Raw genomic sequence first — 25,578 nt, 5'->3', positions numbered from 1 at the left:
AGGACGTGCCCCGCTCGGCCGCGGCCGAAGTCGCAGGCGCTATCTGATGTGCGAGCCCCGCTACTTCGAGGTGCGCTACGCCATCAACCCGTGGATGGACACGGACACGCCGGTCGATCGCGCGCTCGCCCGTGAGCAGTGGGGGAACCTGGTCCAGACCTACCGCGACCACGGCCACACGGTCGAGACGGTGGCTCCGGTGGAGGGCCTGCCCGACATGGTGTTCGCGGCCAACGCGGCCCTCGTCGTGGACGGTCGGGTCTTCGGCTCGTCCTTCCGCGCGCCCGAGCGGCGGCAGGAGTCGGCCGCGTACGCGACCTGGTTCAAGGCGGCCGGTTACGACGTCCACACCCCCCGGTCGGTCTGCGAGGGCGAGGGCGATCTCGTCCCGGCCGGCCGGTTCGTGCTCGCCGGCGCCGGTTTCCGCACGCAACGGGCCGCCCACCGCGAGGTGCAGGAGTTCTTCGGCAGGCCCGTGATCAGCCTCGACCTGGTCGATCCCCGCTTCTACCACCTGGACACCGCGCTGTTCTTCCTCGGCGAGGAGGACGGTGAGGGCGACGGGACGGGCGCGGGCGACGTCGCGTACTACCCGGCGGCGTTCTCCCCGGGCAGCCGCGAGGTCCTCCGGCGGCTGTACCCGCGCGCGCTGATCGCCACCGAGGAGGACGCCCTGGCGTTCGGCCTCAACTCCGTGTCCGACGGCCGCCACGTCTTCGTCGCCCCGCAGGCCCACCACCTCGTCGACCAGCTCGCCCACCGTGGATACGTCCCCGTCCCCGTCGACCTCTCGGAGTTCCACAAGGCCGGCGGGGGCATCAAGTGCTGCACTCAGGAGATCCGCTGATGACCAGCCCCACCACCTTCCCCGCGTCCGGGTCCGCCTCCGGGACACGTTCGTCGGCGCAGCTGATCCGCGCCGAGGCCCCGGTAGTGGCGCACAACTACCACCCGCTGCCCGTAGTCGTCGCCCGGGCGGAGGGCACCTGGGTCGAGGACGTCGAGGGCCGCCGCTACCTCGACATGCTGGCCGGCTACTCGGCCCTCAACTTCGGGCACCGCCATCCCGCGATCGTCGAAGCCGCGCACCGCCAGCTCGACGAAGTCACCCTCACCTCGCGCGCCTTCCACAACGACCGGCTGGCCGGCTTCGCCGAGCGCCTGGCCGAGCTGACCGGCCTCGACATGGTGCTGCCGATGAACACCGGCGCCGAGGCCGTGGAGAGCGCCGTCAAGGTGGCCCGCAAATGGGCGTACGAGGTCAAGGGCGTCGCACCGGGCCGGGCGACCGTCGTCGTCGCCGACGGCAACTTCCACGGCCGCACCACGACGATCGTGAGCTTCTCCACGGACGAGGCGGCCCGTGCGGGGTTCGGGCCCTTCACCCCCGGCTTCCGTGCCGTCCCGTACAACGACCTCGCCGCGCTGGAAGCGGCCGTGGACGAGACGACGGCGGCCGTGCTGATCGAACCCATCCAGGGTGAGGCCGGCGTCGTCATCCCCGACGAGGGCTACCTCACCGGCGTCCGCGAACTGACCCGGCGCCTGGGGTGCCTCTTCATCGCCGACGAGATCCAGTCGGGCCTCGGGCGCACGGGCCGCACGCTGGCCGTCGACCACGAATCGGTGGTGCCGGACGTCCTGCTCCTGGGCAAGGCCCTGGGCGGCGGCATCGTCCCGGTCTCCGCGGTGGTCGCCCACCGCGACGTGCTCTCCGTGCTCCGGCCCGGTGACCACGGTTCGACGTTCGGTGGCAACCCGCTGTCGGCCGCGGTCGGTTCGGCGGTCCTCGACCTGCTGGCCACCGGCGAGTTCCAGCGGCGGGCCGCCGAGCTGGGCGACGTACTGGACCGCGGCCTGGCCGCGCTCACCGGCACGGGCGTCATCGCCTACCGGGCCCGCGGCCTCTGGGCGGGCGTGGACATCGACCCCGCGATCGGCACGGGACGGCAGATCAGCGAGCGCCTCCTCGCCGAAGGCGTGCTGGTCAAGGACACCCACGGGTCCACGCTCCGGCTGGCGCCGCCGCTGACCATCACGGAGGAGGAACTCCACACCGCGCTCGAAGCCCTGAGGAAGGTCCTGGCGTAGGGGCCCGTCCCGGGTCGGGCGGTGTCCACGCCGTACGGGCACCCGGCGGTACGGGTGATCCGGCGGTCGGCGGTGAGCCGTCCGGCCCGCCCCGGGTGCGGGTGGAGTTCCTCGCACCGGGCGGCACCGCCCCGAAGGGGCCCACCGGCGGCTCGGACCGAGTACCCGCCCCGGACGCCGGTGCCGGCGCCCGTCCCGGAACCGGCGCGTCGGGGCCGAGCGCCGTCCACCGCTTCCGCCCGGACCGCGGGCAGGAGGTGTTCGTACGGCGGGACTCTGTCTCTCCCGGGCGCGTTCGGGTTCAATGTGGTGGGTCCGGTCGCGTCCGAAGGGGGCAGAGCGTGAGTGGAGCGTCGTCGAACGGGCTTCCTCCGGTTCCCGCGGATCCGCCGCCCCCACCACCGGCCCCGGTACCGGGCCCACCGGTTCCGCCCGGCCCGGCTCCGTCCCCCGCGCCCGCCCCGCCGCCCAGGCGCACACTCGGTGAGGTCGCGGCGCTGATCTCCGCCCTCGCGGCCGTCGCCGGTGTCCTCCTCGGCTTCTTCGGCCTCCCGACGGTGGTCAACTCGCCCACCGCGCGCACCCTGACGGCCACCGCGACGACCACGGCGACGGTCACGGTGACGGCGCCCGCCCCGGGCCCGTCCCCGTCCGGCTCCGGCTCCGGCGAGGACGGCGCGGCGAAGCCGTCGAGTCCGGCGCCCTTGCCCTCGGGTGCCGTGCCGCTCACCGACCTCTCCCCCATCCGCGGCGGCGACGCGTTCCACATCCAGTCGGTGACCATGGGGGCGAAGTCCTACGAGCACGCCATGGCGTTGACCTACCCCTGTGACAGCACGTCCATCGAGTACAGCATCAACGAGCGGTACAGGTCGCTCACCTTCACCGTCGGGCTGGACGACAACGGCACGGCCGAGCTGATCAAGGTGATGGTGTACGGCGACGACCGGGTCCGGAAGACCGTGGGCACGGATATCAACCGGCCGCAGACCGTGACCGTGGACATGACCGGGGTCGTCAAACTCCGCATCAGCTCCACCGGCGAGTGCGACAACAGCGGAATCGTCCTCGCCCTGGCCGACGCCACGCTCCACTCGTGATCCCGCTCGTCCCGCCGCGGAAGTGCCCGAAGGGACGACCACCGGGGCCGGACCGGCCGGGTGCCTCCTTCCCCCGGCCCGGCGGCGTTCCGGTGGGTCCGGCGGACGGTGGCATCCGCTGACACCGCCCAGCCGGTGCCGCCACCGGCACCGGCTGCCAGGACCGCGGCGGGGAGCCGTTCCGGGGCGCCGCCGACGGCCCCCGTCCTCGGCCGGGCGCAGGGGAGCCGCCGGCTGCCGTACGTCTGGGCCCTGTTCCGCGGGCGGCGAGCGCGGCGGGCCGGGCTGCGTCGCGACCGAGCCGCCTCACCTCGCAGGGTCGGTCTCCGGCCAGGTGTCGCGTGCCGTGGTCACCGCCGGTCGAGGGCGGTAGCGACCTGGTCCATGACGCGCCGCCAGTGAGCCCGTCGCCGTTCGCGCTCTTCAGCGCTTGCCAGGTGCTCCTGGTGGAAGCGGAGCATCGTCCGGGCTCCGTCGCCTGCGGGGGCGAGGGCGACCTGGACCGTGGTGGTGCCGTGGGTGACGCGGATGCGGTCCGCGGGGCGGTAGCCGCGCACCTCACCCGGCACTCCTCCGGCCGTCCGGTAGGGGGTGCCGCGTTCCGGGGCGAGGACCGCGCCCGGGCCGAGCCGGAGGGCGGTGCCTTCGGGGCTGCTGATGAAGTCCCAGACGATGGCCACGGGATGGGGCAGGGTACGGGACACGCCGATCTGCCAGCCGGCGTCCTTGGTGAGCCCTGTGGGCACGACGGTCACCCTTCCTCGGCGTGGCGGGCGCGCAGCGCCCTGACCTTGTGGCGGTTGCCGCAGTGCTCCATGGAGCACCAGCGGCGGCGGCCGGGGCGTGAGGTGTCGACGTAGACGAGGTGGCAGTCCTCGGCGGCGCAGGTGCGGATGCGGTGCGCGAAGGGGCCGGTCAGCAGCTCGACGGCATCCCGGGCGACGGTGGCCGCCAGGTGCGTTCCGGTGGGGGTTCCGGCCCACTGTCGCTCCCCGGTCGGCGTGATGGCGGGGGCCATGGCCGGACGGGCGGCTGCCGCATTGACGGCCTCCAGGTCGCGGGGCGGGTGAGGCTCGCCGCGCGTGTGGGCCGTGATCACCCGGAAGAGCGCGTCGCGCAGCCCCCGCATGTCGGCCACTTCCGCTTCGGAGATGTCCAGTGCGGGCGTCGGGGTCAGCCGCGACCGGTCCGCCCAGGCAGCCAGGTCGGCGGGCCCGTGCAGGACCTCGTACCGGCGGTAGGGACCGGGGCCGCCGGTGGTCAGCAGTTCCAGGCACAGCGCGCCGGGGTCGAACCGGTAGGCGACGCCGGTGTGGGAGTGCAGCGTCAGCCCCTTGGTTGCCGAGGAGTCCATGTAACCAATATAACTGGTTACATGGCACTGAGTTGGAAGCTGGTCATCGACAGCACGAACGCACCCGTCCTCGCAGACTTCTGGGCCGCGGCCCTGGAGTACGAGGTGGAAGACCCCAGCGCTCTCGTCGAGCAACTGCTGGCCGCCGGACAGATCGGCGAGGAGGCGGTCACCGAGCATCGCGGCCGCAAGACCTTCCGCGGCCATGCCGCGATCCGCCACCCCGAGGACCCGTTCGACGAGACCAGCGGCATCGGCCGCGGTCGACGGCTGCTCTTCCAGGACGTGCCCGAGGGCAAGAGGGGCAAGAACCGCCTGCACCTCGACGTCCACAGCGAACCCGGCGGCCTCGACACGCTCTTGGCCAGGCTGGAAGCCCTGGGGGCGATCCGCGTCCGGGAGGTGGACAAAGGGCCGGCCGGGCACTGGTGGATCATGCAGGATCCGGAGGGCAACGAGTTCTGCGTGGCGTAAGCCCGGTCCCGGTCCACTGCGGAGCATTGGTTCTCCGGCATCGCGGACGGGTCCCGTACGCCGCTCGGGAAGCCGACCCGGCCGTACCGTGCGGTGTAGGCCGCGGGGCCTCCGACCCTGGCGCCGCGCGGGGGCCGGGCACCGCGAGCGCCTGGGATCCGCCGCGGAGAGCCACTCGCCACTTCGCGGCGGCTTCGGGGGAACAGGGCCGTCTGCGGCAGGTGGACCCGCCGCGCCCCGGTCCGGGAGGAGAACCGCGCCACCGGACATCGGCCGACGACGCACTGAACCGGCGGAGGAGGGGGCCGGCGGTCACGGCCGGTCCCGCCAGGACGACCCGTGGACCTCCGCGAGGCCCACCGCGCACTCGGGGAACGGCGCGGGTGTGCCCGTGGCCCGGCCCTGGGACGTGGGGGTGCCGGGCCACGGGGGCCGCGGGTCAGTACCCGTAGATCATCTTGTAGGCGACCTCGGGCAGGAACTGGCCGGCCGTGGAGCCGGCTCCGACGCCGCAGTTGCCGTCCGACTCTCCGGGGACCTTGATCCACAGGAGCATCTCGGCGCCGCCGCCCAGTTGGGTGGGGGTGCCGATGCGGCGGCCCGAGGGGTTGCACCACTGCCCGTTGGAGCCGTTGCCGTTGCGGCTGGTGTCGACGACGAACGGCTTGGTGTAGCCGTAGCGGGCGGCCAGTTCGCTGTTGACGGCGTTGCCGTAGGCGGTGTTCTGGGCCGTGGTGAAGTAGTTGGAGACGTTGAGGGAGAAGCCGTGGGCCTGGCGGAGGCCGGCTTCGTGGAGGCGCCGGGCCATCGTCGCCGCGTCCGTCCAGCCCGGGTTGCCGGCGTCCATGTAGACCCAGGTGTTGGGGGCCTGGCGGTTGAACTCGGCGAGGGCGCCCACGAGCATGCCCTCGCGCTCGTCGATCTGCGCCTGGTTCATGCAGCCGTAGTCCCCGAGGGAGTCCGGTTCGAGGATGACGACGGCCGGGCGGCTGCCGATCCCGCCGGCGAACTGGGCGATCCAGCTCGCGTACGCGGACGGGGAGGTGGCTCCGCCGGCGGAGTGCCCGCCGCAGTAGTCGCGGTGGTAGATGTTGTAGGCGACCAGGACGGGCAGCTTGTCCTGGCGGTCCGCCGCCCCGACGTACGCACCCGTGGCGGTGCCGATGGTGCCGCTCCAGGAGCCGAACCAGCGGGCCGTCGGCGTGTTGGCGATCGAGGCGTTGATGGCGGACGCCCGGCCGTCACCGGGGTTGGCGGCCACCCACCTCTTCGCGCTGGAGTCGGGGTCCACGTAGAACCCGCTGGTCATGGTGGTCGGGTCGGCCGCATGGGCGGACGGCGCGACGACGAGCGCCAGCGGCAGGGCGAAGAGCGCTGCGGCCAAGGCGCGAATTCTGCGACGCATGACTGAACCTCGTTTTCCTGGTGGGGGTGCGTCGCACGCTCTCGTCCCGAGCGGGCGGCGCGCTGAGGAAGGAACTGTTCTGGGCGGGGCGGGTGAGGAAGATGTCGATCTGGCCGAGCCGGTAGAAGGTCCTGTTGCTGGGGCGGCAGGTCAGGGACGACGCCCAGATTCCCCTGACGTAGCCGCGGGCGCCGTTCAGGTCGTACTTGGCACCGAAGTCGAGCACCGGCACCGAATGACCGGCGACCTCCCAGTTCACCAGGTCGTACGACCGCAGGACGGGCGCGCCCGGCGAGTAGTGCATCGTCGAGGCCGAAGCGCAATAGGTGTCACCGACACGGATCACGTCGATGTCCGCAAAGTCCTTCCAGACCACCGGATTCGTGAAGCTCCCGGCCGCCGCGGGGACAGGCCCCCGACCAGGAACACCCGCGGCACGAGAGGCACCCGCCAACGGAAGGACCGCCCCCGCGGCCAGACCGGCACCGGCCGCCAACGCGTAACGACGCATGAGGGGTTGATGAAGCCATGACATCTCCATGCGGGGGTTCTCCTTGGCTTCGTCGACACGGAGAGCTCCAGTTAGTTCGAAATACCGAACTCAGATCGATTTGCCGAGCATCCTGGATGATAGGGGGCCGACACACCCCGTCAACCCCTCTCGCAAGATTCGCCTGCCTTACCGAAACATTCGTGAAGCCCTGATGCCGAGCCACCGCAGGCCATTGCCCAAAAATCGGGGCGCGCTGCCTTTGTGCTCATGCCGATCACGCGACAGAGCCGAGCGCTCCCGCGGTATTGACACGATCGGGCACCCCTCTAGGATCCGTGAGACTCCCGATTTTCCGAAGGACATACGAAACTTTCGGACGTCTTCTCTTTTCCCTGCGTGTCGAAGGAGCCCCTGGTGCCCAGACGATCAGGCGGACGACTGCTCCGCTTACTCACGGCCGCCGTGCTGACGGTGACCGCTTCCGTGACGGCCTCGGCCCAGCCCACCGCCTCGGCCGCGCCGGGCAGTCCGGCGCTCACCCCACCGCTGGGGTGGAACAGTTGGAACAGCTTCGGGTGCGGGATCACCGAGGCCCAGGTCCGCCAGGCCGCCGACGCGATGGTGTCCTCGGGCATGCGGGACGCCGGCTACCGGTACGTCGTGGTCGACGACTGCTGGTTCGACCCGCAGCGCGACGCCCAGGGCAACCTCCGGGCCAACCCGACCAAGTTCCCCAGCGGGATGAAGGCGCTCGGGGACTACATCCACGGCAAGGGCCTGAAGTTCGGCATCTACCAGGCGCCCAACGAGCGCACCTGCGCGCAGGCCGTGGGGAACTACCCGGGATCCACGGGCAGCAAGGGGCACGAGGCACAGGACGCCGCGACCTTCGCCTCGTGGGGCGTCGACTACCTCAAGTACGACTGGTGCTCCCCGAACGGTACCCGTGACGAGCAGGTCGCGCGGTTCACGCTCATGCGCGACGCCCTGCGCGCCACCGGGCGGCCGATCGTCTACAGCATCAACCCCAACAGCCTGCACGCCATCACCGGCGCCACGTACAACTGGGGCGAGGTGGCCGACCTGTGGCGGACGACCGAGGACCTCCTCGACATCTGGCAGAACGGCAACACCAACAGCTACCCGATGGGCGTCGGCAACGTCCTGGACGTCACCGCGCCGCTGGCGGCGCAGTCGGGTCCGGGACACTGGAACGACCCCGACATGCTGGTCGTCGGCCGTCCCGGCCTGTCGCTGACCGAGTCCCGCTCCCACTTCGCCCTCTGGGCCCTGCTGGGCGCCCCGCTCATGGCCGGCAACGACATCCGGACCATGTCCGCCGACGTCAGCGCGATCCTGCGCAACCCGCGCCTGCTGGCGGTGAACCAGGATCCGCTGGGCGCGGGCGGGCGCAGGGTGCGCGACGACGGCGCCACCGAGGTGTTCGCCAAGGCGCTGTCGGACGGTTCGGTCGCGGTCGGCCTGTTCAACCGCGGCGGCACCACCGCGACGATCACCACGTCGGCCGCGCAAGTCGGTCTCTCCGGGGGGCCGTTCACCCTCACCGACCTGTGGACCGGCGGTACGTCGAGCACGTCCGGGCAGATCTCCGCGAGCGTCCCCGCGCACGGCGTCGCCGTGTTCCGGGTGACCGGCGGCAGCCCGCTGTCCGCCACCACGTCGCGTCTGCGGGGCAACGCGTCCGGCCGCTGCGTGGACGTGGACAACGCCTCCACCGCCGCCGGAGCCACGGTGCTGGTCTGGGACTGCCACACGGCCGCCAACCAGCTCTGGACCACGTGGGCCGGCGGCGAGATCCGCGTCTTCGGCGACAAGTGCCTGGACGCCTACGAGCGGGGCACCACGAACGGCACCCGTGTCATCACCTGGCCCTGCAACGGCCAGAACAACCAGAAGTGGACCGTCGGCGCCGACGGGTCGATCCGCAACGTCCACGCCGGGCTGTGCCTCGACGTCAACGGGGCCGGCACCGCCAACGGGACCCCGCTGGTCCTGTGGACGTGCAACGGCCAGGCCAACCAGAAGTGGTCCCGCGCGTGAGCGACCGCGTTCCGAGAAGGGAATTCCCGTGATGACGGGGCCATGAACCCTCGCGCGGCCCGCCGTGGTCGCGGCGCCGGCCGTCCTGAGCACGGGCGGCACGGCACCGGGCCACGGCCGGGACGGGAACACCCCGCTCACGGCCCCCGCACGGCTGCCACACCCCACACGGCGCCACCTGCGCCGTCCGGGGGGTGCGCCGACGTGACCGGGGGTCCGGCGCTCGAACGGAGCCCCGGCGGAACGCGCCGGCGGCTGAGCGCCGGGTCCGAAGCCGCGAGGAATGGTCGGCACCAGTGGATCACGCGTTCTAGACTGCGCGGATGACCAGCGATCTCCTCCGCCTCACGGTTCTGGGCTGCGCGACGCCGTACCCGAGCGTGGACAACCCCTGCTCCGGCTACCTGGTGTCCGGCGGGGGCACCCGGGTGTGGGTGGACGCGGGCAGCGGAACGCTGGCCCAGCTGCAACGGCACGTCCGACTGGACGAGTTGGACGCGATCTGGATCTCGCACCTGCACGCCGATCACAGTGCGGACCTCCTCACCGCCTACTACGGGGCGCTCTACGCCGACATCCGGCTCGCCGCCCCGATCCCCCTGTACGGCCCGCCGGGCATCGCCGACCGGTTGGCGCACTTCCTCACCCACACCTCCACCCGCAGTCCGATCGAGTCCGCGTTCGCCGTCGACGAGCTGTACGACGGACACCAGGTGCGGGTCGGCGCGCTCACGTTGACCAGCCGGGCGGTGGCGCACGGCCTGCCGGCCTTCGCCCTGCGCGTCGAGGCCGGGGGCCGGTCCCTGGTCTACTCCGGGGACACGGCCCCCTGCCCCGCTCTGACGAGCCTGGCCGAGGACTGCGACGTACTGCTGTGCGAGGCCGACAGCGCACAGGCCCCGAGCGTGGGGGAACAACAGGTCCACCACACGCCGGAAGACGCCGGTGGCACCGCCGACGCGGCCCGGGCGGGACGGCTGATCGTCACGCACGTCGGGCGCTTCCTCACCCCGCAGCAGGCCGTGGCCCGCGCCTCGACCCGGTTCGCCGGCCCCGTCGAACACGCCACGCCCGGTGCCACCTTCCCGGTCGGCTGAGCCGCCGCGGCTGCTCCGCCGGGGCCCGAGGAACGCCGAACCGCTCCCGGCCGTCGGTGACCTCCTGGGCGGCGTCTCCCGGGCGGCTTGGGCACTGTCGCCCCGCAGAGCCGGAGGGACGTCGTGATCGCCGTTTCGGCGTGCCGCCCGTCCTCGGCGGCGCGGACGGCGCCGGGCGGTGCCGTGACGACGGGCGGGGCGTCCTGGCGCCCGGTGAGACCCGCCGCTCCTCGCACCGCCACGCACCCCGCCCTCCCACGTGAACCGCTCCGGCGCCGCCCGGTCAGGCCCCTCAGCCGCCTTCCACGGGTTCGCCTGCGGCGTGCCCGCCCCCACGGCCGTGGCCTTACGGCCCTGCTCGCCGTCCGCCTCCGCCACCGGATCGGGCTCCTCCCGTACGAGCGCGTCGCGTGGGCCCGCAGCCCCGACCAGGCCGGCGGCAGGCACCCGGCCGCGGTGAGCGGCGGGCGCGGGGCCGGCACCGCGGGTGCCCCACCCCACCGGGCCGGTCCCCGCTCGGACCGCGTCGCCCACCGGTGAACCCGCCCGGAGGGCGGAGGCAGGGCCGAACCCACCGAAGCCCGCGACGCAAAGGCTCCCTGGACACGGCGCCGGGCTCCGCGTCGAACACCGGCCCCCACCCCAGGGCCACCACGAAGGTCTCCGTCAGGCCGCCCGCCGCGGACGGGGCGGATGGGGCGGGAACCGGCAGCGCGGGCGGCGGCACGCCGCCGGTCTCCGGCCGTCCGACAGCGATCCCGGCCGGCGCGCCGGGCGGACCCCACGGCCGACCGCGACCACCCTGAACAGCCGAAACGGTCCGCCGAAAAAACCGGTGGACCCTCACGCAAGGCCGCGGGCAAAGGCTAATTCCAGGTCAGGTATGCCAAACCGAAATGGACACCCCGCGGATAGCGACGGTGAAGTTCTGGCCATAGCTTTCCATGATTCACCCTCCCTGTCCCATTCGATCAACCACTCCCCCAGCCAACCCGTGGAGACCCGCGCGCGCCGCACGGCCCGACCGGCAGAAACACCGTCGGCCGAAAACACGCCCCCTCGGAGCGGCTGTCCGAAAGAGACACTTACCGCCCCATCGGAACGGAGATATACATTCAAAGGAAATCCCCCCTCAAGGAGGAAATAAATGAGCGAGGAAACCGAACAGGCAAGAGACGAGCTTTTCTCTCACCTGACGGGGAAGGTCGTGGGGCGCCGCGTCCTGAGCGTCGACACCCCGTACCCCGTCATCGAGGTCACGACCGTCGATTCCGGCACCTTCGGCGGGCAGCAGGTGAACGACCTGGTCACCTACGTCCAGAAGGAGCGTCCGGACGGCCTGTACGACGGTAGGGCCGAGGTCGTCGTCACCGGCTCCAGGGGAGAGACCGTCGCGGTGTGGACCGGCCACGGCGTGGGACGTCCCGACGGCCGCGGAGGCATCATCTGGGTCGGCGGGATCATCGTGCACAGCACCTCGGAGCGCCTGAACGGCGTCGCCGCCTACGGGCACTTCGACGTCACCGGCGACGGCAAGGTCACCCAGCGCTTCTACCGGGTGCGCTGAGCCGTGAGACGGCCTGCACGTGACGGCTGCTGACCGCTCCGTCACGCGCAGGCCCCAAGGGCGGCTGGAGCCGTCCCCCCATCGACCTGGGCCGGCTCCAGTACGCCTTCGCACCATCGCAGCCCGGCGGGTCCACCCGCAAGGGCGCGCGTCCGGGCAACCGGTCGTGCGCGGCGGGAGGGGCCGGCCCGCGGCTCGGGCGCCCGCGACACGTGACCGCTCCGCCCCGCGCGGACGGCGCCGCCGAACCGTGCGGCTTCCGCTCGGACCGGAGAATCCCACGGCCGGACGCCGCAGGAGGACGACGAGAGGAGGGTTCATTTCCCGGAAGGACACCCATCGCGTTCTCCGCCGCCGGAGCGTCAGCTTTTCCGACGGCGAGGACGCTCGGCATGAAAAAAATCCCGCGGCCGGCGCGGCGAGGGCTGCCGTATCCGAAATATTTGCGCGCCAAGGGCGTCCCGCTCATACGCCGGGGCGTGGTGAAGGACGGCCGCGAGAAGGGCTGCGTCGCTTTTCCTCCCGGCTGTCCGCCCGCGCGCGCAGGCGATTTCCCCGACGAAAGATGAGCCATGAACACGAGTGACCGTGCTTTCGATGTCCGCGAGGTCCGCGAGCACTTTCCCTACTTCGCCGACGACTCCGCGGCGCTGTCACCGGTCTACCTCGACAGCGCCGCCACATCCCAGCGCGCCCGGGAGGCCATCGAGGCCGTCGTCCACTCGATGGCGCACCGCAACGCCAACGTGCACCGCGGCACGTACGCCCTGGCCGCCGCGGCCAGCGGGCAGTACGAGGCGGACCGGAACACGATCGCCTCCTTCATCGGCGCCGGCGCCCAGGAGATCGTCTTCACCAAGAACGCCACCGAGGCCCTGAACCTGCTGGCCCACTGCCTGCGCGACGCCGACGCCCCGTACGGGTTACGCCGCGGCGATGCCGTCGTGCTGACCGAGATGGAGCACCACTCCAACATCGTCCCCTGGCGGCAGGCCGCCCGCGCCACCGGCTGCCACGTGCGCTACCTGGGCCTGACCTCCGACGGCCGCCTGGACACGAGCGGTCTGCACAGGGTGATCACGCCGGGTACGAAAGTGGTCTCGCTGGCCCACGCCTCCAACATGCTCGGCACCCTCAACGACCTCACCCCGGTGGTCGAACGGGCCCGTCAGGTGGGCGCCCTGCTCGTGGTCGACGCCACCCAGTCCGTCCCGCACCAACCCGTCGACGTCACCACCCTGGGAGCGGACTTCCTGGTCTTCACCGGTCACAAGATGTGCGGGCCGACCGGCATCGGCGTCCTGTGGGGCCGCACCGAGCTGCTGCACGCCCTGCCCCCCTTCCTCGGCGGCGGGGACATGCTGGACGACCTCTCCGCCACCGACATGGTCTTCGCCCCGCCACCGCGGCGCTTCGAAGCGGGGACCCCGGCGATCGCGGAGGTCGCGGGCCTGGCGGCGGCCGTGACCTTCCTGCGCGGGGTGGGCATGGACCGCGTCCACCGTCACGACCACGCCCTGGTGGCACACGCGCTGCACCGGCTGCGCGCCGACCGGCACATCACCGTGCTCGGACCCTCCCGCGCCGACCAGCGCGGATCGGTCGTCTCCTTCGTCAAAGAGGGCTGTGACCCGGGGGAACTGGCCCGGCGGCTCGACTCCGCCGGCATCGCGGTGCGCGCGGGGCACCACTGCGCCCAACTGGCCTGCCACCGCTTCGACATCGACGCGTCGATCCGCTTGTCGACCTACCTGTACAACACCACCGACGACATCGACGCCCTCGTCGACGTCGTCTCCTCCTCCCCCGGGACGGTCCTGACATGAACGACTGGCAGCACGGCTTCACCGGCGCCACCACCGGCCACTCCTCCCTGTACGACCAGATCCTCGTCCCCGCCGTCTTCCACCCCTGGGCGTGTTACCTGGCCGGGGCCATCGGTCCGCGCGCCGGCGTGCACGCGCTGGACGTGGCCTGCGGAACCGGCGCGCTCACACGCGTACTGGCCGCCGCAGCCGGACCGACCGGCGCGGTCACCGGCACCGACCTCAGCGACGCCATGCTGGCGGCGGCCCGCGCCAAACCCGTCCTCCCCGGCGCGCCGCAGGTCTACCACCAGTCACCGGCCGCCCCGTTGGCCCCGTTCGCGGACGGGTCCTTCGATCTGACCTGCTGCCAGCACGGTCTGCAGTTCTTCCCCGACCGCCCTGCCGCGGCCGCCGAGTGGTACCGGGTGACCAAACCCGGAGGCACCCTGGCCGTGGCGGTCTGGGCCCCTCTGGAGGACAACCCCCTGTTCGCGGCCCTGCACGACGCGGCTGCCGCCCTCCTCGGCCCCGACCACGGCAGGCAGTTCGCCCGGCCCTGGGCGCTGCCCGCCCACGAAGCCCGTGACCTGATCGAGCAGGCCGGTTTCACCGACATGCGCCACCACCGGGCCCGGCTGCCCGCGGTCTTCCCCGGCGGCACGGCAGACCTCCTGAACGTCTACCGCTTCTCCCCCCTCGCCGACGCCCTCACCGCCCTGGCCCCGGCCGCCCGGCAGGACCTGGAAGAGGCGGTGCACGGCCGCTTGGCCCCCTACCGGCACGACGCCTCCCTCACCGCCCCCACCAGCGCGGAGATCATCCTCGCCACCCGCTGACACTCCGGGCGCACCGCGCGACGCGGTCCGCGTCGACACCCCTGGGGGGCCGGCAGTCCGGCGGGCCGCGGGTCCCGCGCCACCCGGCGAGGGCGTGCGTCCAGGACGGAGGGGTACGGCGGTCGAACCGGCCGTCCGCGGCTCGGGCAGGCTCGGCGGTCGTGGGACCGGCGGCGGAGCCACCGTCCCCTGCCGGGCCGGGTACCTGCCGTGGGCCGGTGCCCGTACCGTCCGACCGGCCCGGACAGGACGAGGCCTCCTGGCCGGGCGCCGCGGCCCGACGGTCGCTCCGGGCGCTCATTACCCCCGGGGTAATCGACCGTTCTCCCTTCTCCCGGCAAGATCGTGCACATCGGCGGGAACCCCCGCCGGGATCCGGTCGCAGCCGCGAGGAGAGCGCCATGTCCGCCGAGTACGCCGCCAGCACGCCGAGTTCGACCAGCTCCGCGCGTTCCGTCACCGAGGCCACCCGGGCCGTCGTGCAGGAGTTCCTCGCCGCCCGGCTGGCCGGGGACACCGAGCGGCTCGTCGCGCTCTTCGCCGACGAGGTCGACTGGCTGCTCGCCGAGAACCCCGTCGTGCCGTGGATCCGCCCGCGGTCCACCGCCGCCGAATGTGCCGCGCAGTTCACGGAGTTGATGGAGCACACCGTGCCCGAGGACGCGCGCGCCTCCGTCGACGCCTTCCTCGTCGACGGCACCGACGCCGTCCTGACGGGGTACGTGTCGGGGACCGTACGCGCGACGGGAAAGTCCTTCGAGGGCCCCTTCGCGCTGCGCCTCACCGTCGAGGACGGCCGGATCACCCGGCACCACCTCTACGAGAACAGCCTGTCGATCGCCGAGGCCTGCACCCCCTGAGTGCGCGGGCGGGGCGCCGACTTCCGGGCGCAGCCGGTGCACGTCGATCTCGGCGCGTTCCGCGCCGGGCGGCGGACGGCCTGTCGGAGCCGCAGGGCGGCGGTGGTGTTCATGCGGTTCGTTCAACAGGCGCCGGTCTCTTCGGTCTTCGCCCGGCACGGGGCCGCACGACGTCGCCCGGCACGGGGCCGCACGACGCGGCAGGCGCGTCCGCGGCCCCGAAGGGTGCCGCGGGCGGCCGTGGGGAGGTCACTCCCCGTGTGCGGCTGGGGAGTCGGGGGTCGGGGCGCGGGGACGTTCACCGGGCTGCCGGCGCGGCCGTACGGGCGGCTGCCGGAGGCCGCGGGCGAGAGGACGACGCCGGCTTCCGCGCCACCGGCCGGGGATCCGCACGTGCCTCGTCCGACCGGGGCGAGGCACGTGCGGGATCCGCTCTAGAGGCCGATGGTGCCGGGGCCCGCGCCCCGCACCACGGCGTCCTTGACGGTCTGCGGGTCGTCGACGGTGTAGTCGTAGTAGTCCGCCGGGTCCTCGACGCTGCCGCCGGTGACCGGTTCGCCGGTGTCGCCGACGAAGACGTTGTTCCGTTCGACGATGTTGCCTTCCGGGCCCGAGTAGCTGTTGGTCATGGGTTCCTCGACGTCGTCGAAGTAGTTTCCCTCGATGAAGCAGCCCGAGTCCGCGTTGCAGGCCGGACCGGTGTCGCTGTTGTCGAAGAAGTAGTTGTTGTAGATGTGCACCGGGTCGCCGAAGCGGGTGCGCGGGTTGCGCTGCGGGGTGCGGTCGTACCAGTTGTGGTGGTAGGTCACCTTGAGCCGGCCGATGTCCTGGGCGCCGTTCTTGTCGGAGTGGCCCAGCAGCATGTTCTTGGCGTGGTGGTGGGTGTGGTTCCAGGAGACGGTGATGTAGCTGGAGCCCCGCTTGATGTCGATCAGTCCGTCGTAACCGGCGGACAGGTCGTTGTGGTCGATCCAGATGTGGTGCGAGAACATCTGGACGTTGATGGAGTCGTCGCTGGCGTTCTTGAACGTCAGGTTCCGGATGATGACGTTGTGCACGGCGTTCGCGGGCGGGGACGTGACGCTGTCGCTCGCCGGAAGGCCGATGTTCAGACCGCCGCCGGAGATGCCGGAACTCGCGCCGACACCGACGATCGTCTTGTCGGAGCTGACGTCGTACATCCCGGCGGGCAGCGTGATCATGCCGTTGACGCGGACGATCCTGGGGCCCTCGGCCTTGACGGCGGCGATGAGGTCGGCGGCGGTGGAGACGGTCACGGTCGGACCGCCCGCGCCTCCGGTGGTGCCGTTCTGGCCCCATGCGTCGACGCTCGCGAACCCGGTGGGCGCCGACTCCGCTAGCACGGCCGGGGAAGCGGGGCCCGGGGCGGGAGCGGCGGCCGTGACGGCCAGCGCGGTGAGGGCGGTGAGGAGAAGGGAGCCTTTGCGGTGCACGTGTGCCTCCTGGGCTCAGGCGATCCTGCCGACACCGACGCCGGTCGGGACGGTGGTGGGGACGGTGGACGGGGCGTCGAGGGTGTACGCGTAGAAGGTGCGCGGCTCGATCACCGTGCCCAGCGTCTGGGGCGCCCCGGAGTTGACGTAGAGGTTGTTCCGCTCGACCACCCGGCCGGGTCCGCTGGCGTCGTAGCCGGAGTAGATCGGGTGGGCGACGTTCTCGAAGTAGTTCCCCTCCACCAGCACGCCCGCGTCCTCGGTCGAGGCCACGCCGTAGAGCCGGTTGTTCCGGTAGTAGTTGTTGTAGACGTGCACCGGCTCGGCGAACCGGACGCGCGGGTGGCGCTGGTCGGTGCCGTCGAAGAAGTTGTGGTGGTACGTCACGCGCAGCTTGCCCCGGTCGGCGGTGTGGCTGTCGCTGTGGCCGAGCAGGCACGTCTTGCTGTGGTCGTGGAAGTGGTTCCAGGAGACGGTGACGTAGTCCGACTCCCGTTTGATGTCGAGCAGTCCGTCGTACCCCTGCGAGAAGTCGCAATGGTCGATCCACACGTGGTGGGCACGGTTGGTGACGCTGATGGAGTCGTCGGAGGCGCGGGTGAAGCGGATGTTGCGGATGATGACGTTGTTGCCGGGCCGGGTCGTGGAACCGAGCTGAAGGCCACCGCCGGTGATCTCGGCGGTGGAGCCGACGCCGAGGATCGTCTTGTCGGCCACCACGGTGATCATGCCGTCGATCTCGATGCGGCCGGAGACGAGGACGGTCCAGGGGGAGTTGCGGCCCACGTAGTCGGCGAGTTGGGCGCCGGTGGTCACCGTCACGGTGGGGCCGGCGGCACCGCCCGTGGTGCCGGGCAGGCCGAGCGCGCTGACACTCGCGAAGCCGTCGGCGCGCTGCGCCGCCACGGCGGCGAGCCGGTGGTCCGGGACGGTGGATGCCCGGGCGCGCGGGGCCGCGCCGACGGTCAGCAGGGCGGCGGAGGCCGCGGTGCCCGCGAGCAGGCCGCGGCGGGTGAGGGGAGGGTGTTCTGACACGGGGGGCTCCTTCAGATCCGGCCGGCGCCGGCACCGGCGGGAACGACGGCGGGGAGGTCCGCGGGGGCGTCGAGGGTGTACGCGTAGAAGGTGCGCGGCTCGATCACCGTGCCCAGCGTCTCGGGCTTCCCGCAGTTCACGTAGACGTTGTTCCGTTCCACCACCCGGCCGGGTCCGCTGGCGTCGTAGCCGGAGTAGATCGGGTGGGCGACGTTCTCGAAGTAGTTCCCCTCCACCAGCACGCCCGCGTCCTCGGTGGACGCCACGCCGTAGAGGGTGTTGTTCCGGTAGTAGTTGTTGTAGACGTGCACGGGTTCGCCGAAGCGGACGCGCGGGTGGCGCTGGGCCGTGCCGTCGAAGAAGTTGTGGTGGAAGCTGACCCGCAGCCTGCCGCGGTCCTGGCTGCCGTTGGCGTCCGAGTGACCGATCAGCATGGTCTTGCTGTGGTCGTGGAAGTGGTTCCAGGAGACGGTGACGTAGTCCGCGCCGCGCACGATGTCGATCAGGCCGTCCGCGCCCGCGCTGAAGGTGCAGTGGTCGATCCAGATGTGGTGCGAGGACTGCTGGATGCTGATGGAGTCGTCGTCGGCGTCGGTGAACCGCAGGTTACGGATGATCACGTTCTGTCTGCGGTACATGTCCAGGCCGCCGCCGGTGATCTCCGCGTCGGTGCCGAGCCCGACGATGGTCTTGTTCGAGCGCACCCCCTGCTTGCTGCTGATGCGCAGGGTGCCCGAGACCTGGATGACGTAGGGCGCGTCACGGTCGCAGTAGTCCAGGAACGTCTCGGCGTCGGTGACGGTGACCACCGGGCCGCCGGCGCCGCCGGTGGTGCCGGACAGGCCCAGGGCGGGGACCCCCGCGAAGCCGTCGGCGCCCTGCGCGACCGCGGCGGCCCGCGACCGCCGTGCGGAAGCGGGCGCGGCGGCCCGCGCGTGGCCCGCCACGGCCGGCAGGGCGGCGGTGGCCGCGGTGGCGGCGGCGCCCGCGAGCAGGCCGCGGCGGGTGAGGGAGGGGAGGTTCCTCATCGTCGTCTCCGTCTCTCAGATCCTGCCGACACCGGCCCCGGCCGGGACGACGGCCGGGACCTCGGCCGCCCGGTGCGGGGTGTAGGCGTAGTACGTGCGCGGTTCGACGACCGAGCCCCGCGTCTCGACGGGGTGGTTGCACTCGACGAGGACGTTGTCGCGCGCGACCAGGCGGCCGAGGTCACCGCTGAAGTCCACCCGGGCGGGGTTGTTGACGCTGTGGAAGTAGTTGCCCTCCAGCACCACCCCGGCGTCCATGGCGGAGGCGACGCCGTAGCTGTTGTCGCGGTAGTAGTTGTTGTAGACGTGCACCGGCTCGGCGAACCGCACCCGCGGATTGCGCTGGTCGGAGGCGTCGAAGTAGTTGTGGTGGTACGTGACGCGCAGCCGTCCGCGGTCCTGGGCGGCGTTGTCGTCGTCGTGCCCGAGCAGGAGCGTCTTGTCGTGGTCGTGGAAACGGTTCCAGGACACGGTGATGAAGTCCGAGCCGCGCTTGATGTCCACGGCGCCGTCGTCACCGTTGGAGAAGTCGTTGTGATCGATCCAGACGTGGTGCGAGAACATCTGGACGTTGATCAGGTCGTCGGTGGCTCCGTCGAACGACAGGTTGCGGATGATGATGTTGTGCACCGCGTCGGCGGGCGGCGAGGTGACGCGGTCGCTCGCGGGGAGGCCGATGTGCAGACCGCCGCCGGTCAGCCGGGCGGTGCTGCCCAGGCCGACGATGGTCTTGTCCGAGGCGACCGGGTGCATGCCGTCGCTGGAGCCGGTGGGCAGCGTGATCGTGCCGCTGACCTGCACCACCAGGGGGCCGGGGCGGGAGATGTAGTCGAGGAACTCCGCGGTGGTGGCGGCCGTGACGACCGCGCCGCCCGCGCCGCCGGTGGTTCCGTTCTGCCCCAGGGCGTCGACGGAGGCGAAGCCGTCGGCGGTCAGGGGGGAAACCGAGGGCGGGGGCGGGAGGGGGGAGGGGGAGGCGGGGCCGGCGGACGCGGTGGCGAGGAAGGAGACGACCAGCGCGGTGATCAGACCGGCTCGGGACGCACGGCGTGGGGGTAATCGCATGGGGGGATAGCCCTTTCTACAGCTGCTTCCGAGCGTGGCGGAGAGGGCGTTTCTTGGTGTGCTGCGCTGCCCGGATGGCGACCACCTCTTGAGCAAGCGCTTTCTATTCAGAAAGTAGGGCTCTTGTCTTGGGCGCGTCAACAGACGCGTACGGTCACGAAAAGCGAAGGTTCCCAACAGAAACAAACAGAGTCCTGCCGAGGGAGGAGGCGCCACGACCCTGAAGCCGAGCGGGGAAGCCGGTGGAGGGCTCCCCTCCCCGAGATCGCCCCGGCGCAGCGGGAGAGCACGGGGCGAGGAGAACGCACGAGGAGCTCTCCGCGCGGGCGGGGTGTCAGCGCACGCGTGTCCGGCGGCCCACGGCGCAGTGGACCAGTGCGGCGTTGCCCTCCGCGTCGCGTCCGTCCGGGCCGGTGAGGGTGTCCTCCAGGCCGATGCGCGTCTCCAGGCCGAGGGCGAGGGCGCGGTCCAGGACGGGCCAGGCGCACTCGTCCTCACCGTGGAGGAGGACGGGGACGTCGGCCCCCGCCCCCGCGAGCCGGCGCAGAATGCGATCGGCCTCCGACAGGGCCCGCGGCGCGGGGAGGTCGATCATCTCGACGAGGATCCGGCTGCACGAGGCGGTGCGTCCGCTGTCGAGCAGGCGGACGGCGTCCGCCTCCGACCAGACGCCCGCCTCGATACCGATGCCCAACTCCCCCAGCGTGTCGGCCAGGCGTTCGAATCCCGGCTCGCCGAGGTTGAGCGACACGACATCGGGGCGGTCCTCGGCGGCGGCCCACCCCTCCACGGCGGCCTGGCGCGCGGCGACGTCTCCGTCGCCCATCCACAGGCCGGTCGACACGCTGATCTGCAGGCCGGGGCACGCCTCCCGCACCGCCCGCACGGCAGCCGAGACGACCCGCGCGTCCAGGCTCTCCCGGGCGTGGGCGTCCCGGGGGTGCAGGTGCACGCCGGAGGCCCCGGCGTCCTGGACCCGTCTGGCGTCGGCGGCCAACTGCCGCGCCGTGATGGGCACCGCGGGGTGGTCCTCCGTCGTGCGCCGACCGTTCAGACAGGCTTGGATCATTCCTTGATCGTGCCACAGCTCCGCCGGAGCGCCGCCCCTCCGGTCGGTGGGACGCCCCCGCCCCGGCGGCGTCCGGTGCGGGCCGACGCGGGGGCCGCGTGCCACGCCGGTGGTTCTCCCCTCTGCCGCGTCCGCGCGGTCCCGGCCCCGAAAGGCGGCCCCCGCTCCGGCCCGGAGGCGGCCCGGCACCAAGCCGCCTGGCCGGCACTTCGGCACGGAGGCGTCCGGGGCCGTCGCCACCGCGCGGGCCGCCGCCACCGACCCCGCCTCCCCCGGACCGGAGGGGCGCCACACCACCGTCACGGTGTCCCCGGCCCATGTCGGGGGGTGCGGGCCGGTCTTCGACGTGGAGGCGAGCGACTCGGCCGCCACCGTTCTGAGCGGGCCTTCCGCGGCCCACCCCGAAGTGCGCTTCGGCCCAGGAGCGCGTCGGCCTCGGTACCGGGACCGGCCGGCCGCTCCCCCTCGCGGGGCGCGGGGCCCGGTCCGGGACGGCGGGTTCGATCACCCCGCGAGGTCTCACCAGTGGGCGGGGAGCGGCCGGCGGCGGTGCGGGAGGGCACCCATCGGGGCGCCTCCGGCCGGCCCACGGGCGGGAGCGGGGGCAGGCGGACGGGGCGGATCGCCGGCCCGGAGCGGCGTCTCGTCCTGGAGGAGGACGTCCGGCGGGAACGGGTCATCCGAAGTGTCCGGTGGGCCTCGGGCCTTTTCGAGGACGCGCCGCCCCGTCCCGCGTGAGACGTTGAACAGGTCCGCGGGTCGGGAGTCCTTTCCGGGCCGGGGCCGTCTCCACGCCCCGGTCGGGGCCCCCGCCCCGACCCCCCTCCCCCCGCGAGGAGGAACCCGATCATGACCGCATCCGAACCGACCGGCCGGATCGAACGGAACGAACGGCTCGACCGGATCAACGTCACGCACGAGTGGGGGTCCTGAAGGAAGCGGTGGTGGGCCGTGTCATCGACTTCCGCGTCCCCCGGGGGCTCGGCGCCGGGCTGCCGGACCCACTGCGCTTCCTGCCCGACCGAACCCGGCGTGAGCTGCCGCGCTGGGCGGGACGGCTCTGGTCCGACGCGGACCCCGAGGGGTACGCGAGAAGCGTCGAGCAGATCGAGGGGCTGGCCCGTTTCCTGGCCGGCCACGGGGTCGTCGTCCACCGTCCGCGGGAGCTGACCGGACCCGAACTGTCCGTGTACGGGGGCGACGGCGACCGGTTCAGCACGCAGACGTTCGTCCGCGATCCGATGGTCGTCATCGGCGACCACGTCATCGAGGCCGCCCTGCGGTTGCCGGCCCGCTTCAAGGAACGCTTCGGGTTGCGTCCCGTCTTCGCGGAGGCCGTCTCCCGCGGAGCCCGCTACTCGGTGATGCCCCCGCCGTCGCCCGTGCCGGTGCCCGAGCTCGCGTCGGCGACCGGGCCGTTCCTCGAAGGCGGCGACGTCGCGGTCCTGGGCCGGGACGTCCTCGTCGGTCACGGGCGGGGCGGGGCGGCGTCCGACCCGGAGGGCGCGCGGTGGCTGGCGCGACTGCTCGGGGACGGGTACCGCGTCCACGGGGTGCCGATCAGTGAGCAGGTGATCCACCTGGACGACGGGCTCACCGCCGTCCGCGAGGGCCTGGCGGTCGTCTGCCGGGAGCAGTTCCTCGACGGCGTACCGGCACAGGTCGCCGACTGGGAGCTCATCGACGTCAGCCTGCGGGACGCCGTGAACCTCCTGGCGGGGAACAGCCTCGTCCTGGGTCCCGGCGAGGTGCTCGTCGACGAGCGCCTGACGGGGCTCGCCGAAGCGCTGACCGCGCGGAACGCCACCGTTCACACGCTTCCCTTCGACGCGGTGACCGCGTTCGCCGGGGGCTTCCGCTGCGCCCACCACCCTCTGGTGCGCGAACTGGACGCGTGACGCGGCAGCCGGCCACGGCGCGGCACGGCGACCGCCTGAAGCAGTGGCGCGGCGTACGGGCGTGACGGATGACGAAGCAGTGGCGCGGCGTACGGGCGTGACGGGTGACGGCCACTCCCGGCCCGGCCCGGACGCCGTTCTCGCGGTGGTCAGGTCTCCTTGGCGACGAGGCCGCCGGTGGGCGCTTCGGCGTTGCGGCGGGTTTTGGCCCAGCCGTTGCGGCCGGCGACCACGCGTCCTACGGCCCACCACGGGACGACGTAGAGAGCCAGCAGGTAGACGGAGTGGGTCAGGCCCCAGCCGACGGAGCGCCAGAAGCCGGGGCCGGGTTCGCACGTGCGCCGGTACGGGGGTCCCCGGACGACGAACCGGCCGAAGGCCAGGGCGGCGTACAGGGCGATGCCGCGCCGCCCACCGCCGACCAGGTAGACGGCGGTGGCCTCGGGGTGGCGGTAGCAGGAGAGCGCGGGGACGACCATCGGGATCGGCCAGAGGAGAGTGCCGGCGAGTTGGAGCCAGGGCCGACCGAGGCGCCCGGGCATCGGTGTCGCCGCCCGTCGCGGGCTCGTGGCGGGTGGGAGGAGGGCGCCCCCTACGGGGTGGGGTCCGCCGGGCCTGCCGTACACGTTCGCACAGCGGATCCCGCTCCTGAGCGGGTGGTCGTCGGCCTCCCCGAACGGGAGCCTGGGCACCGGACGGACGGTGGTGCGGATGGCTCGTCCACCGTGGGAGCGGACCGCGCGGACGCGGAACGCGCCACGCGCGTGCGAACGGGCCTCCCCGGACGGCGGACACCCCCCTCACACCGGCGGGGCGGGCACGCCGGGCCTGCCGGTGGGGGTCACCCGAGGGGACCGGGCGGCGGCACCGAGCGGCGTCCGACGGCCCCCGAAGGCGTCCGTCGCCGAACCCGGCGTTCGTCCCGAGCCGGTGGCGGCGGGCCGGTACCGGGCGGCCGGCCGGTTCACGTACCGGAGGGCGGGGCCGGCGGCCGGAGGGCGCGGACCAGGCCGTCGAGGGCGGCGGCGTCAACGGCCGCCGTCCCCGTGAGGGTGCCGACCAGCGCCTGGGCGAGGACGGTCGCGGTGCCGATCCTCGTGTCCTCCCGGTCGTCCCCGGTGACCGCCCCGACGACGGCGTCACGTACCGACTGCGAGATGTCGAGCATGCCGAACAGGTCGGGGAAGCACAGGGCCATCAGGCACACGCCCACGTTGGCGGAGAGGATCGACCGGCCGGCCAGTTCGGGGGCCGTACGCAGCCGTCCGGCGTCACGGCAGCGCTCCACGGCCGACTGGACCAGGGCCCGCGCCTCCTCGATCCCCCGGGGCTTGACGTCTCCCGTGGGCGTGAACATCAGCCGGTAGAGGTGGGGGTTGCCGAGCGCGAACGCGACGTGGCTGTCCCAGGCCGCCCGCAGGTCCGCCACCGGGTCGTCGGTGTGCGGGTTGCGCCTCTTGTTGGCGAGGAAGCGCTCGAAACCGAGGTCGGCCACGGCGGTGAGCAGGCCCTGCTTGTCGCCGAACTGGCGGTAGATCTCGGGCATGCCGACGCCGGCCCGCTCGCAGATGGCCCGGGTCGAGATCGCCAGCGCGTCCTTGGTGGCGAGCAGTTCCGCGGTGGCTCCCAGGATGCGCTCTCGTGCCGTCGACATGGCGCCCACGATAACACCGCTAACAGTCCGGACCTGGGCGAACCCTCACTCAGAACCCGACCCACACCCCTCTCGTAATCATCGATAACAAACTGTGTTAGCGTTGAAAACATCCGGGTCGGCGCGCCGTCGAGGCCGCCGGCCGTTCATTAGCGAGAGAGTTGGTATCCACCCATGAACCGTCCGTTCCTCCGCGCCGCCTCGGCCGCCGTCGTGGCTTCCGCGAGCGTGCCCCTCCTCGCCGGGTGCGGCGGCGAGGCGACCGCCGACGGCGCGAAGACCTCGCCGTCCGCGGACCGTCCGTCCCCGGTCGCCGGCGCGTTCACCGTCACGCACGTAGGCGGACCGACCGCGATCCTGGAGATCGCCGGTGCGCGCATCCTGCTCGACCCGACCTTCGACCAGCCCAAGAGGTACGAGAGTGGCCTGGAGAAGACGCAGGCCCCCGCCTTCGGCCCCGACCGGCTCGGCCGGATCGACGCCGTGCTGCTCTCCCACGACCAGCACGACGACAACCTCGACGACACGGGCCGCGAACTGCTCAAGGACGTACCCGTCGTGCTCTCCACGCCCGGCGCGCACCAGCGTCTCGGCGATCACGTCACGGCCATGACGAGCTGGTCCTCCAAGGAGCTGAGGACCTCCGGCGGCGTCATCAAGGTCACCGCCGTGCCCGCCCTGCACGGCCCCGACGGGGTGGACCGCGGCGCGGACGGCGAGGTCACCGGCTTCGTGCTCAGCGGCGAGGGCGTCCCCACCACCTACATCTCCGGTGACAACGCCTCGGTCAAGGTCGCCCGGCAGGTCGGTGAGCGCGTCAGGAAGGAGTTCGGCCCGCTCGACACGGCCATCCTCTTCGCCGGCGCGGCACGCACCCCCGCGATCCTCGACAACGCTCCGTTGACGCTCACCTCCGAGAACGCGGCCGTGGTGGCCAAGGACCTCGACCCGCGCAAGGTGGTCCCGCTGCACACCGACAGCTGGAACATCTACTCCGAGGACCTGGAGTCGCTCGTGGAGGCGTTCCAGAAGCAGGGCATCGCCGAGAAGCTCGTCGACCTGCGGCCGCGCGGCACCGAGAAGGACCTGTCGTAGGGGACGGCGCGGGAACCGCCCGCCGACGCGGGGGCGTCCGCGACGGCACCGCGTGCTCCTTCCCCACCGGCCGGGCCGCCGGGGGACGGCTCGAACGCGACACCGCGGGCGGACCCGGCACGCCCCCGGCCCCA

At 72.5% G+C, this 25,578-nt stretch carries 23 protein-coding genes and 1 pseudogene; 13 read left to right on the top strand and 11 right to left on the bottom strand.

Annotated features, from left to right (window positions below; all coding sequences use genetic code 11):
- The first annotated feature begins 46 nt into the window (after positions 1-46).
- From ddaH to RND61_RS26245, 3 genes are all read left to right on the top strand, one after another.
- Complete coding sequence (ddaH, locus tag RND61_RS26255) at positions 47-847, top strand: dimethylargininase (RefSeq protein ID WP_315880585.1); 801 nt, start codon at positions 47-49, stop codon at positions 845-847.
- Entirely contained in the window at positions 847-2,091 is a 1,245-nt protein-coding gene (gene rocD / locus RND61_RS26250) for an ornithine--oxo-acid transaminase (protein WP_315880584.1), read from the top strand. The genes ddaH and rocD overlap by 1 nt, the downstream gene beginning before the upstream one ends.
- A 557-nt stretch (positions 2,092-2,648) precedes the next feature.
- On the top strand, positions 2,649-3,191 hold the full coding sequence (locus RND61_RS26245; RefSeq protein WP_315880583.1) for an NPCBM/NEW2 domain-containing protein: 543 nt from the start codon (positions 2,649-2,651) through the stop codon (positions 3,189-3,191).
- Positions 3,192-3,541: 350 nt separating this feature from the next.
- On the opposite strand, the gene RND61_RS26240 is transcribed toward RND61_RS26245, so the two are convergent.
- Both RND61_RS26240 and RND61_RS26235 read right to left on the bottom strand, forming a co-directional pair.
- Complete coding sequence (locus RND61_RS26240; RefSeq protein WP_315880582.1) at positions 3,542-3,937, bottom strand: SRPBCC family protein; 396 nt, start codon at positions 3,935-3,937, stop codon at positions 3,542-3,544.
- Positions 3,938-3,942: 5 nt separating this feature from the next.
- Positions 3,943-4,545: a CGNR zinc finger domain-containing protein gene (locus RND61_RS26235; RefSeq protein ID WP_315880581.1), complete on the bottom strand. Its 603-nt coding sequence runs from the start codon at positions 4,543-4,545 to the stop codon at positions 3,943-3,945.
- A 21-nt stretch (positions 4,546-4,566) separates the two neighbouring features.
- On the opposite strand from RND61_RS26235, the gene RND61_RS26230 reads away from it, so the two are divergent.
- Positions 4,567-5,019: a VOC family protein gene (locus tag RND61_RS26230; RefSeq protein WP_315880580.1), complete on the top strand. Its 453-nt coding sequence runs from the start codon at positions 4,567-4,569 to the stop codon at positions 5,017-5,019.
- A gap of 439 nt (positions 5,020-5,458) precedes the next feature.
- Here RND61_RS26230 and RND61_RS26225 read toward each other — a convergent pair whose 3' ends face one another.
- Positions 5,459-6,424 (bottom strand): glycoside hydrolase family 6 protein, encoded by a 966-nt coding sequence (locus RND61_RS26225; RefSeq protein WP_315880579.1) that lies wholly within the window; start codon positions 6,422-6,424, stop codon positions 5,459-5,461.
- Positions 6,425-6,515: 91 nt separating this feature from the next.
- A pseudogene (locus RND61_RS26220) lies at positions 6,516-6,965 on the bottom strand (family 43 glycosylhydrolase); the annotation flags it as partial.
- 366 nt (positions 6,966-7,331) lie between these two features.
- Here RND61_RS26220 and RND61_RS26215 point away from each other — a divergent pair.
- The 7 genes from RND61_RS26215 to RND61_RS26185 all read left to right on the top strand — a co-directional run bounded on the left by RND61_RS26215 (position 7,332) and on the right by RND61_RS26185 (position 15,146).
- Positions 7,332-8,978, top strand: a complete 1,647-nt coding sequence (locus RND61_RS26215; protein ID WP_315880578.1) for a glycoside hydrolase family 27 protein — start codon at positions 7,332-7,334, stop codon at positions 8,976-8,978.
- Between the two features lie 323 nt (positions 8,979-9,301).
- The gene (locus tag RND61_RS26210) at positions 9,302-10,075 is read left to right on the top strand and encodes an MBL fold metallo-hydrolase (protein ID WP_315880577.1); all 774 of its coding nucleotides are present in this window, start codon (positions 9,302-9,304) and stop codon (positions 10,073-10,075) included.
- Between the two features lie 1,147 nt (positions 10,076-11,222).
- A complete protein-coding gene (locus RND61_RS26205; RefSeq protein WP_315880576.1) occupies positions 11,223-11,642 on the top strand; it encodes a hypothetical protein in 420 nt (139 codons plus the stop codon).
- 392 nt (positions 11,643-12,034) lie between these two features.
- Positions 12,035-12,211: a hypothetical protein gene (locus RND61_RS26200; RefSeq protein WP_315880575.1), complete on the top strand. Its 177-nt coding sequence runs from the start codon at positions 12,035-12,037 to the stop codon at positions 12,209-12,211.
- Between the two features lie 3 nt (positions 12,212-12,214).
- Positions 12,215-13,468 carry an aminotransferase class V-fold PLP-dependent enzyme gene (locus RND61_RS26195; protein ID WP_315880574.1) on the top strand — a complete coding sequence of 418 codons (1,254 nt, stop codon included), beginning with the start codon at positions 12,215-12,217 and terminating at the stop codon, positions 13,466-13,468.
- Positions 13,465-14,286, top strand: coding sequence for a class I SAM-dependent methyltransferase (locus RND61_RS26190; protein WP_315880573.1), 822 nt, complete (start codon positions 13,465-13,467; stop codon positions 14,284-14,286). Before RND61_RS26195 ends, RND61_RS26190 begins: the two co-directional genes overlap by 4 nt.
- A gap of 401 nt (positions 14,287-14,687) precedes the next feature.
- Positions 14,688-15,146, top strand: coding sequence for a nuclear transport factor 2 family protein (locus RND61_RS26185; RefSeq protein ID WP_315880572.1), 459 nt, complete (start codon positions 14,688-14,690; stop codon positions 15,144-15,146).
- Positions 15,147-15,580: 434 nt separating this feature from the next.
- Here RND61_RS26185 and RND61_RS26180 read toward each other — a convergent pair whose 3' ends face one another.
- From RND61_RS26180 to RND61_RS26160, 5 genes are all read right to left on the bottom strand, one after another.
- Positions 15,581-16,600 (bottom strand): pectate lyase family protein, encoded by a 1,020-nt coding sequence (locus RND61_RS26180; protein WP_315880571.1) that lies wholly within the window; start codon positions 16,598-16,600, stop codon positions 15,581-15,583.
- Between the two features lie 15 nt (positions 16,601-16,615).
- Positions 16,616-17,635 (bottom strand): pectate lyase family protein, encoded by a 1,020-nt coding sequence (locus tag RND61_RS26175; protein WP_315880570.1) that lies wholly within the window; start codon positions 17,633-17,635, stop codon positions 16,616-16,618.
- A gap of 11 nt (positions 17,636-17,646) precedes the next feature.
- Positions 17,647-18,663 (bottom strand): pectate lyase family protein, encoded by a 1,017-nt coding sequence (locus RND61_RS26170; protein WP_315880569.1) that lies wholly within the window; start codon positions 18,661-18,663, stop codon positions 17,647-17,649.
- A gap of 15 nt (positions 18,664-18,678) precedes the next feature.
- Positions 18,679-19,728, bottom strand: coding sequence for a pectate lyase family protein (locus tag RND61_RS26165; RefSeq protein ID WP_315880568.1), 1,050 nt, complete (start codon positions 19,726-19,728; stop codon positions 18,679-18,681).
- Between the two features lie 334 nt (positions 19,729-20,062).
- Complete coding sequence (locus RND61_RS26160) at positions 20,063-20,797, bottom strand: 3-keto-5-aminohexanoate cleavage protein (protein WP_315880567.1); 735 nt, start codon at positions 20,795-20,797, stop codon at positions 20,063-20,065.
- A 944-nt stretch (positions 20,798-21,741) separates the two neighbouring features.
- On the opposite strand from RND61_RS26160, the gene RND61_RS26155 reads away from it, so the two are divergent.
- The gene (locus RND61_RS26155; RefSeq protein WP_315880566.1) at positions 21,742-22,695 is read left to right on the top strand and encodes an amidinotransferase; all 954 of its coding nucleotides are present in this window, start codon (positions 21,742-21,744) and stop codon (positions 22,693-22,695) included.
- Positions 22,696-22,844: 149 nt separating this feature from the next.
- Here RND61_RS26155 and RND61_RS26150 read toward each other — a convergent pair whose 3' ends face one another.
- Together RND61_RS26150 and RND61_RS26145 are read right to left on the bottom strand one after the other, a co-directional pair.
- Positions 22,845-23,237, bottom strand: a complete 393-nt coding sequence (locus RND61_RS26150; RefSeq protein WP_315880565.1) for a hypothetical protein — start codon at positions 23,235-23,237, stop codon at positions 22,845-22,847.
- Positions 23,238-23,659: 422 nt separating this feature from the next.
- Entirely contained in the window at positions 23,660-24,349 is a 690-nt protein-coding gene (locus RND61_RS26145) for a TetR/AcrR family transcriptional regulator (RefSeq protein ID WP_315880564.1), read from the bottom strand.
- Between the two features lie 174 nt (positions 24,350-24,523).
- On the opposite strand from RND61_RS26145, the gene RND61_RS26140 reads away from it, so the two are divergent.
- Positions 24,524-25,444 carry an MBL fold metallo-hydrolase gene (locus RND61_RS26140; protein WP_315880563.1) on the top strand — a complete coding sequence of 307 codons (921 nt, stop codon included), beginning with the start codon at positions 24,524-24,526 and terminating at the stop codon, positions 25,442-25,444.
- Positions 25,445-25,578 lie beyond the last annotated feature (134 nt).

The organism is Streptomyces tamarix, from assembly GCF_032423885.1.
GTDB classification, from domain to species: Bacteria; Actinomycetota; Actinomycetes; order Streptomycetales; family Streptomycetaceae; genus Streptomyces; species Streptomyces tamarix.
This window is presented reverse-complemented; position numbering and strand designations above follow the sequence as displayed.

What these genes read in the sequence shown, in the direction of transcription:
- ddaH (WP_315880585.1), top strand. Translation starts at nt 47, where the DNA reads ATGTGCGAGCCCCGCTACTTCGAGGTGCGCTACGCCATCAACCCGTGG.
- rocD (WP_315880584.1), top strand. Translation starts at nt 847, where the DNA reads ATGACCAGCCCCACCACCTTCCCCGCGTCCGGGTCCGCCTCCGGGACA.
- RND61_RS26235 (WP_315880581.1), bottom strand. Translation starts at nt 4,545, where the DNA reads ATGGACTCCTCGGCAACCAAGGGGCTGACGCTGCACTCCCACACCGGC.
- RND61_RS26230 (WP_315880580.1), top strand. Translation starts at nt 4,567, where the DNA reads ATGGCACTGAGTTGGAAGCTGGTCATCGACAGCACGAACGCACCCGTC.
- RND61_RS26225 (WP_315880579.1), bottom strand. Translation starts at nt 6,424, where the DNA reads ATGCGTCGCAGAATTCGCGCCTTGGCCGCAGCGCTCTTCGCCCTGCCG.
- RND61_RS26210 (WP_315880577.1), top strand. Translation starts at nt 9,302, where the DNA reads ATGACCAGCGATCTCCTCCGCCTCACGGTTCTGGGCTGCGCGACGCCG.
- RND61_RS26205 (WP_315880576.1), top strand. Translation starts at nt 11,223, where the DNA reads ATGAGCGAGGAAACCGAACAGGCAAGAGACGAGCTTTTCTCTCACCTG.
- RND61_RS26200 (WP_315880575.1), top strand. Translation starts at nt 12,035, where the DNA reads ATGAAAAAAATCCCGCGGCCGGCGCGGCGAGGGCTGCCGTATCCGAAA.
- RND61_RS26195 (WP_315880574.1), top strand. Translation starts at nt 12,215, where the DNA reads ATGAACACGAGTGACCGTGCTTTCGATGTCCGCGAGGTCCGCGAGCAC.
- RND61_RS26190 (WP_315880573.1), top strand. Translation starts at nt 13,465, where the DNA reads ATGAACGACTGGCAGCACGGCTTCACCGGCGCCACCACCGGCCACTCC.
- RND61_RS26185 (WP_315880572.1), top strand. Translation starts at nt 14,688, where the DNA reads ATGTCCGCCGAGTACGCCGCCAGCACGCCGAGTTCGACCAGCTCCGCG.
- RND61_RS26170 (WP_315880569.1), bottom strand. Translation starts at nt 18,663, where the DNA reads ATGAGGAACCTCCCCTCCCTCACCCGCCGCGGCCTGCTCGCGGGCGCC.
- RND61_RS26165 (WP_315880568.1), bottom strand. Translation starts at nt 19,728, where the DNA reads ATGCGATTACCCCCACGCCGTGCGTCCCGAGCCGGTCTGATCACCGCG.
- RND61_RS26160 (WP_315880567.1), bottom strand. Translation starts at nt 20,797, where the DNA reads ATGATCCAAGCCTGTCTGAACGGTCGGCGCACGACGGAGGACCACCCC.
- RND61_RS26150 (WP_315880565.1), bottom strand. Translation starts at nt 23,237, where the DNA reads ATGCCCGGGCGCCTCGGTCGGCCCTGGCTCCAACTCGCCGGCACTCTC.
- RND61_RS26145 (WP_315880564.1), bottom strand. Translation starts at nt 24,349, where the DNA reads ATGTCGACGGCACGAGAGCGCATCCTGGGAGCCACCGCGGAACTGCTC.
- RND61_RS26140 (WP_315880563.1), top strand. Translation starts at nt 24,524, where the DNA reads ATGAACCGTCCGTTCCTCCGCGCCGCCTCGGCCGCCGTCGTGGCTTCC.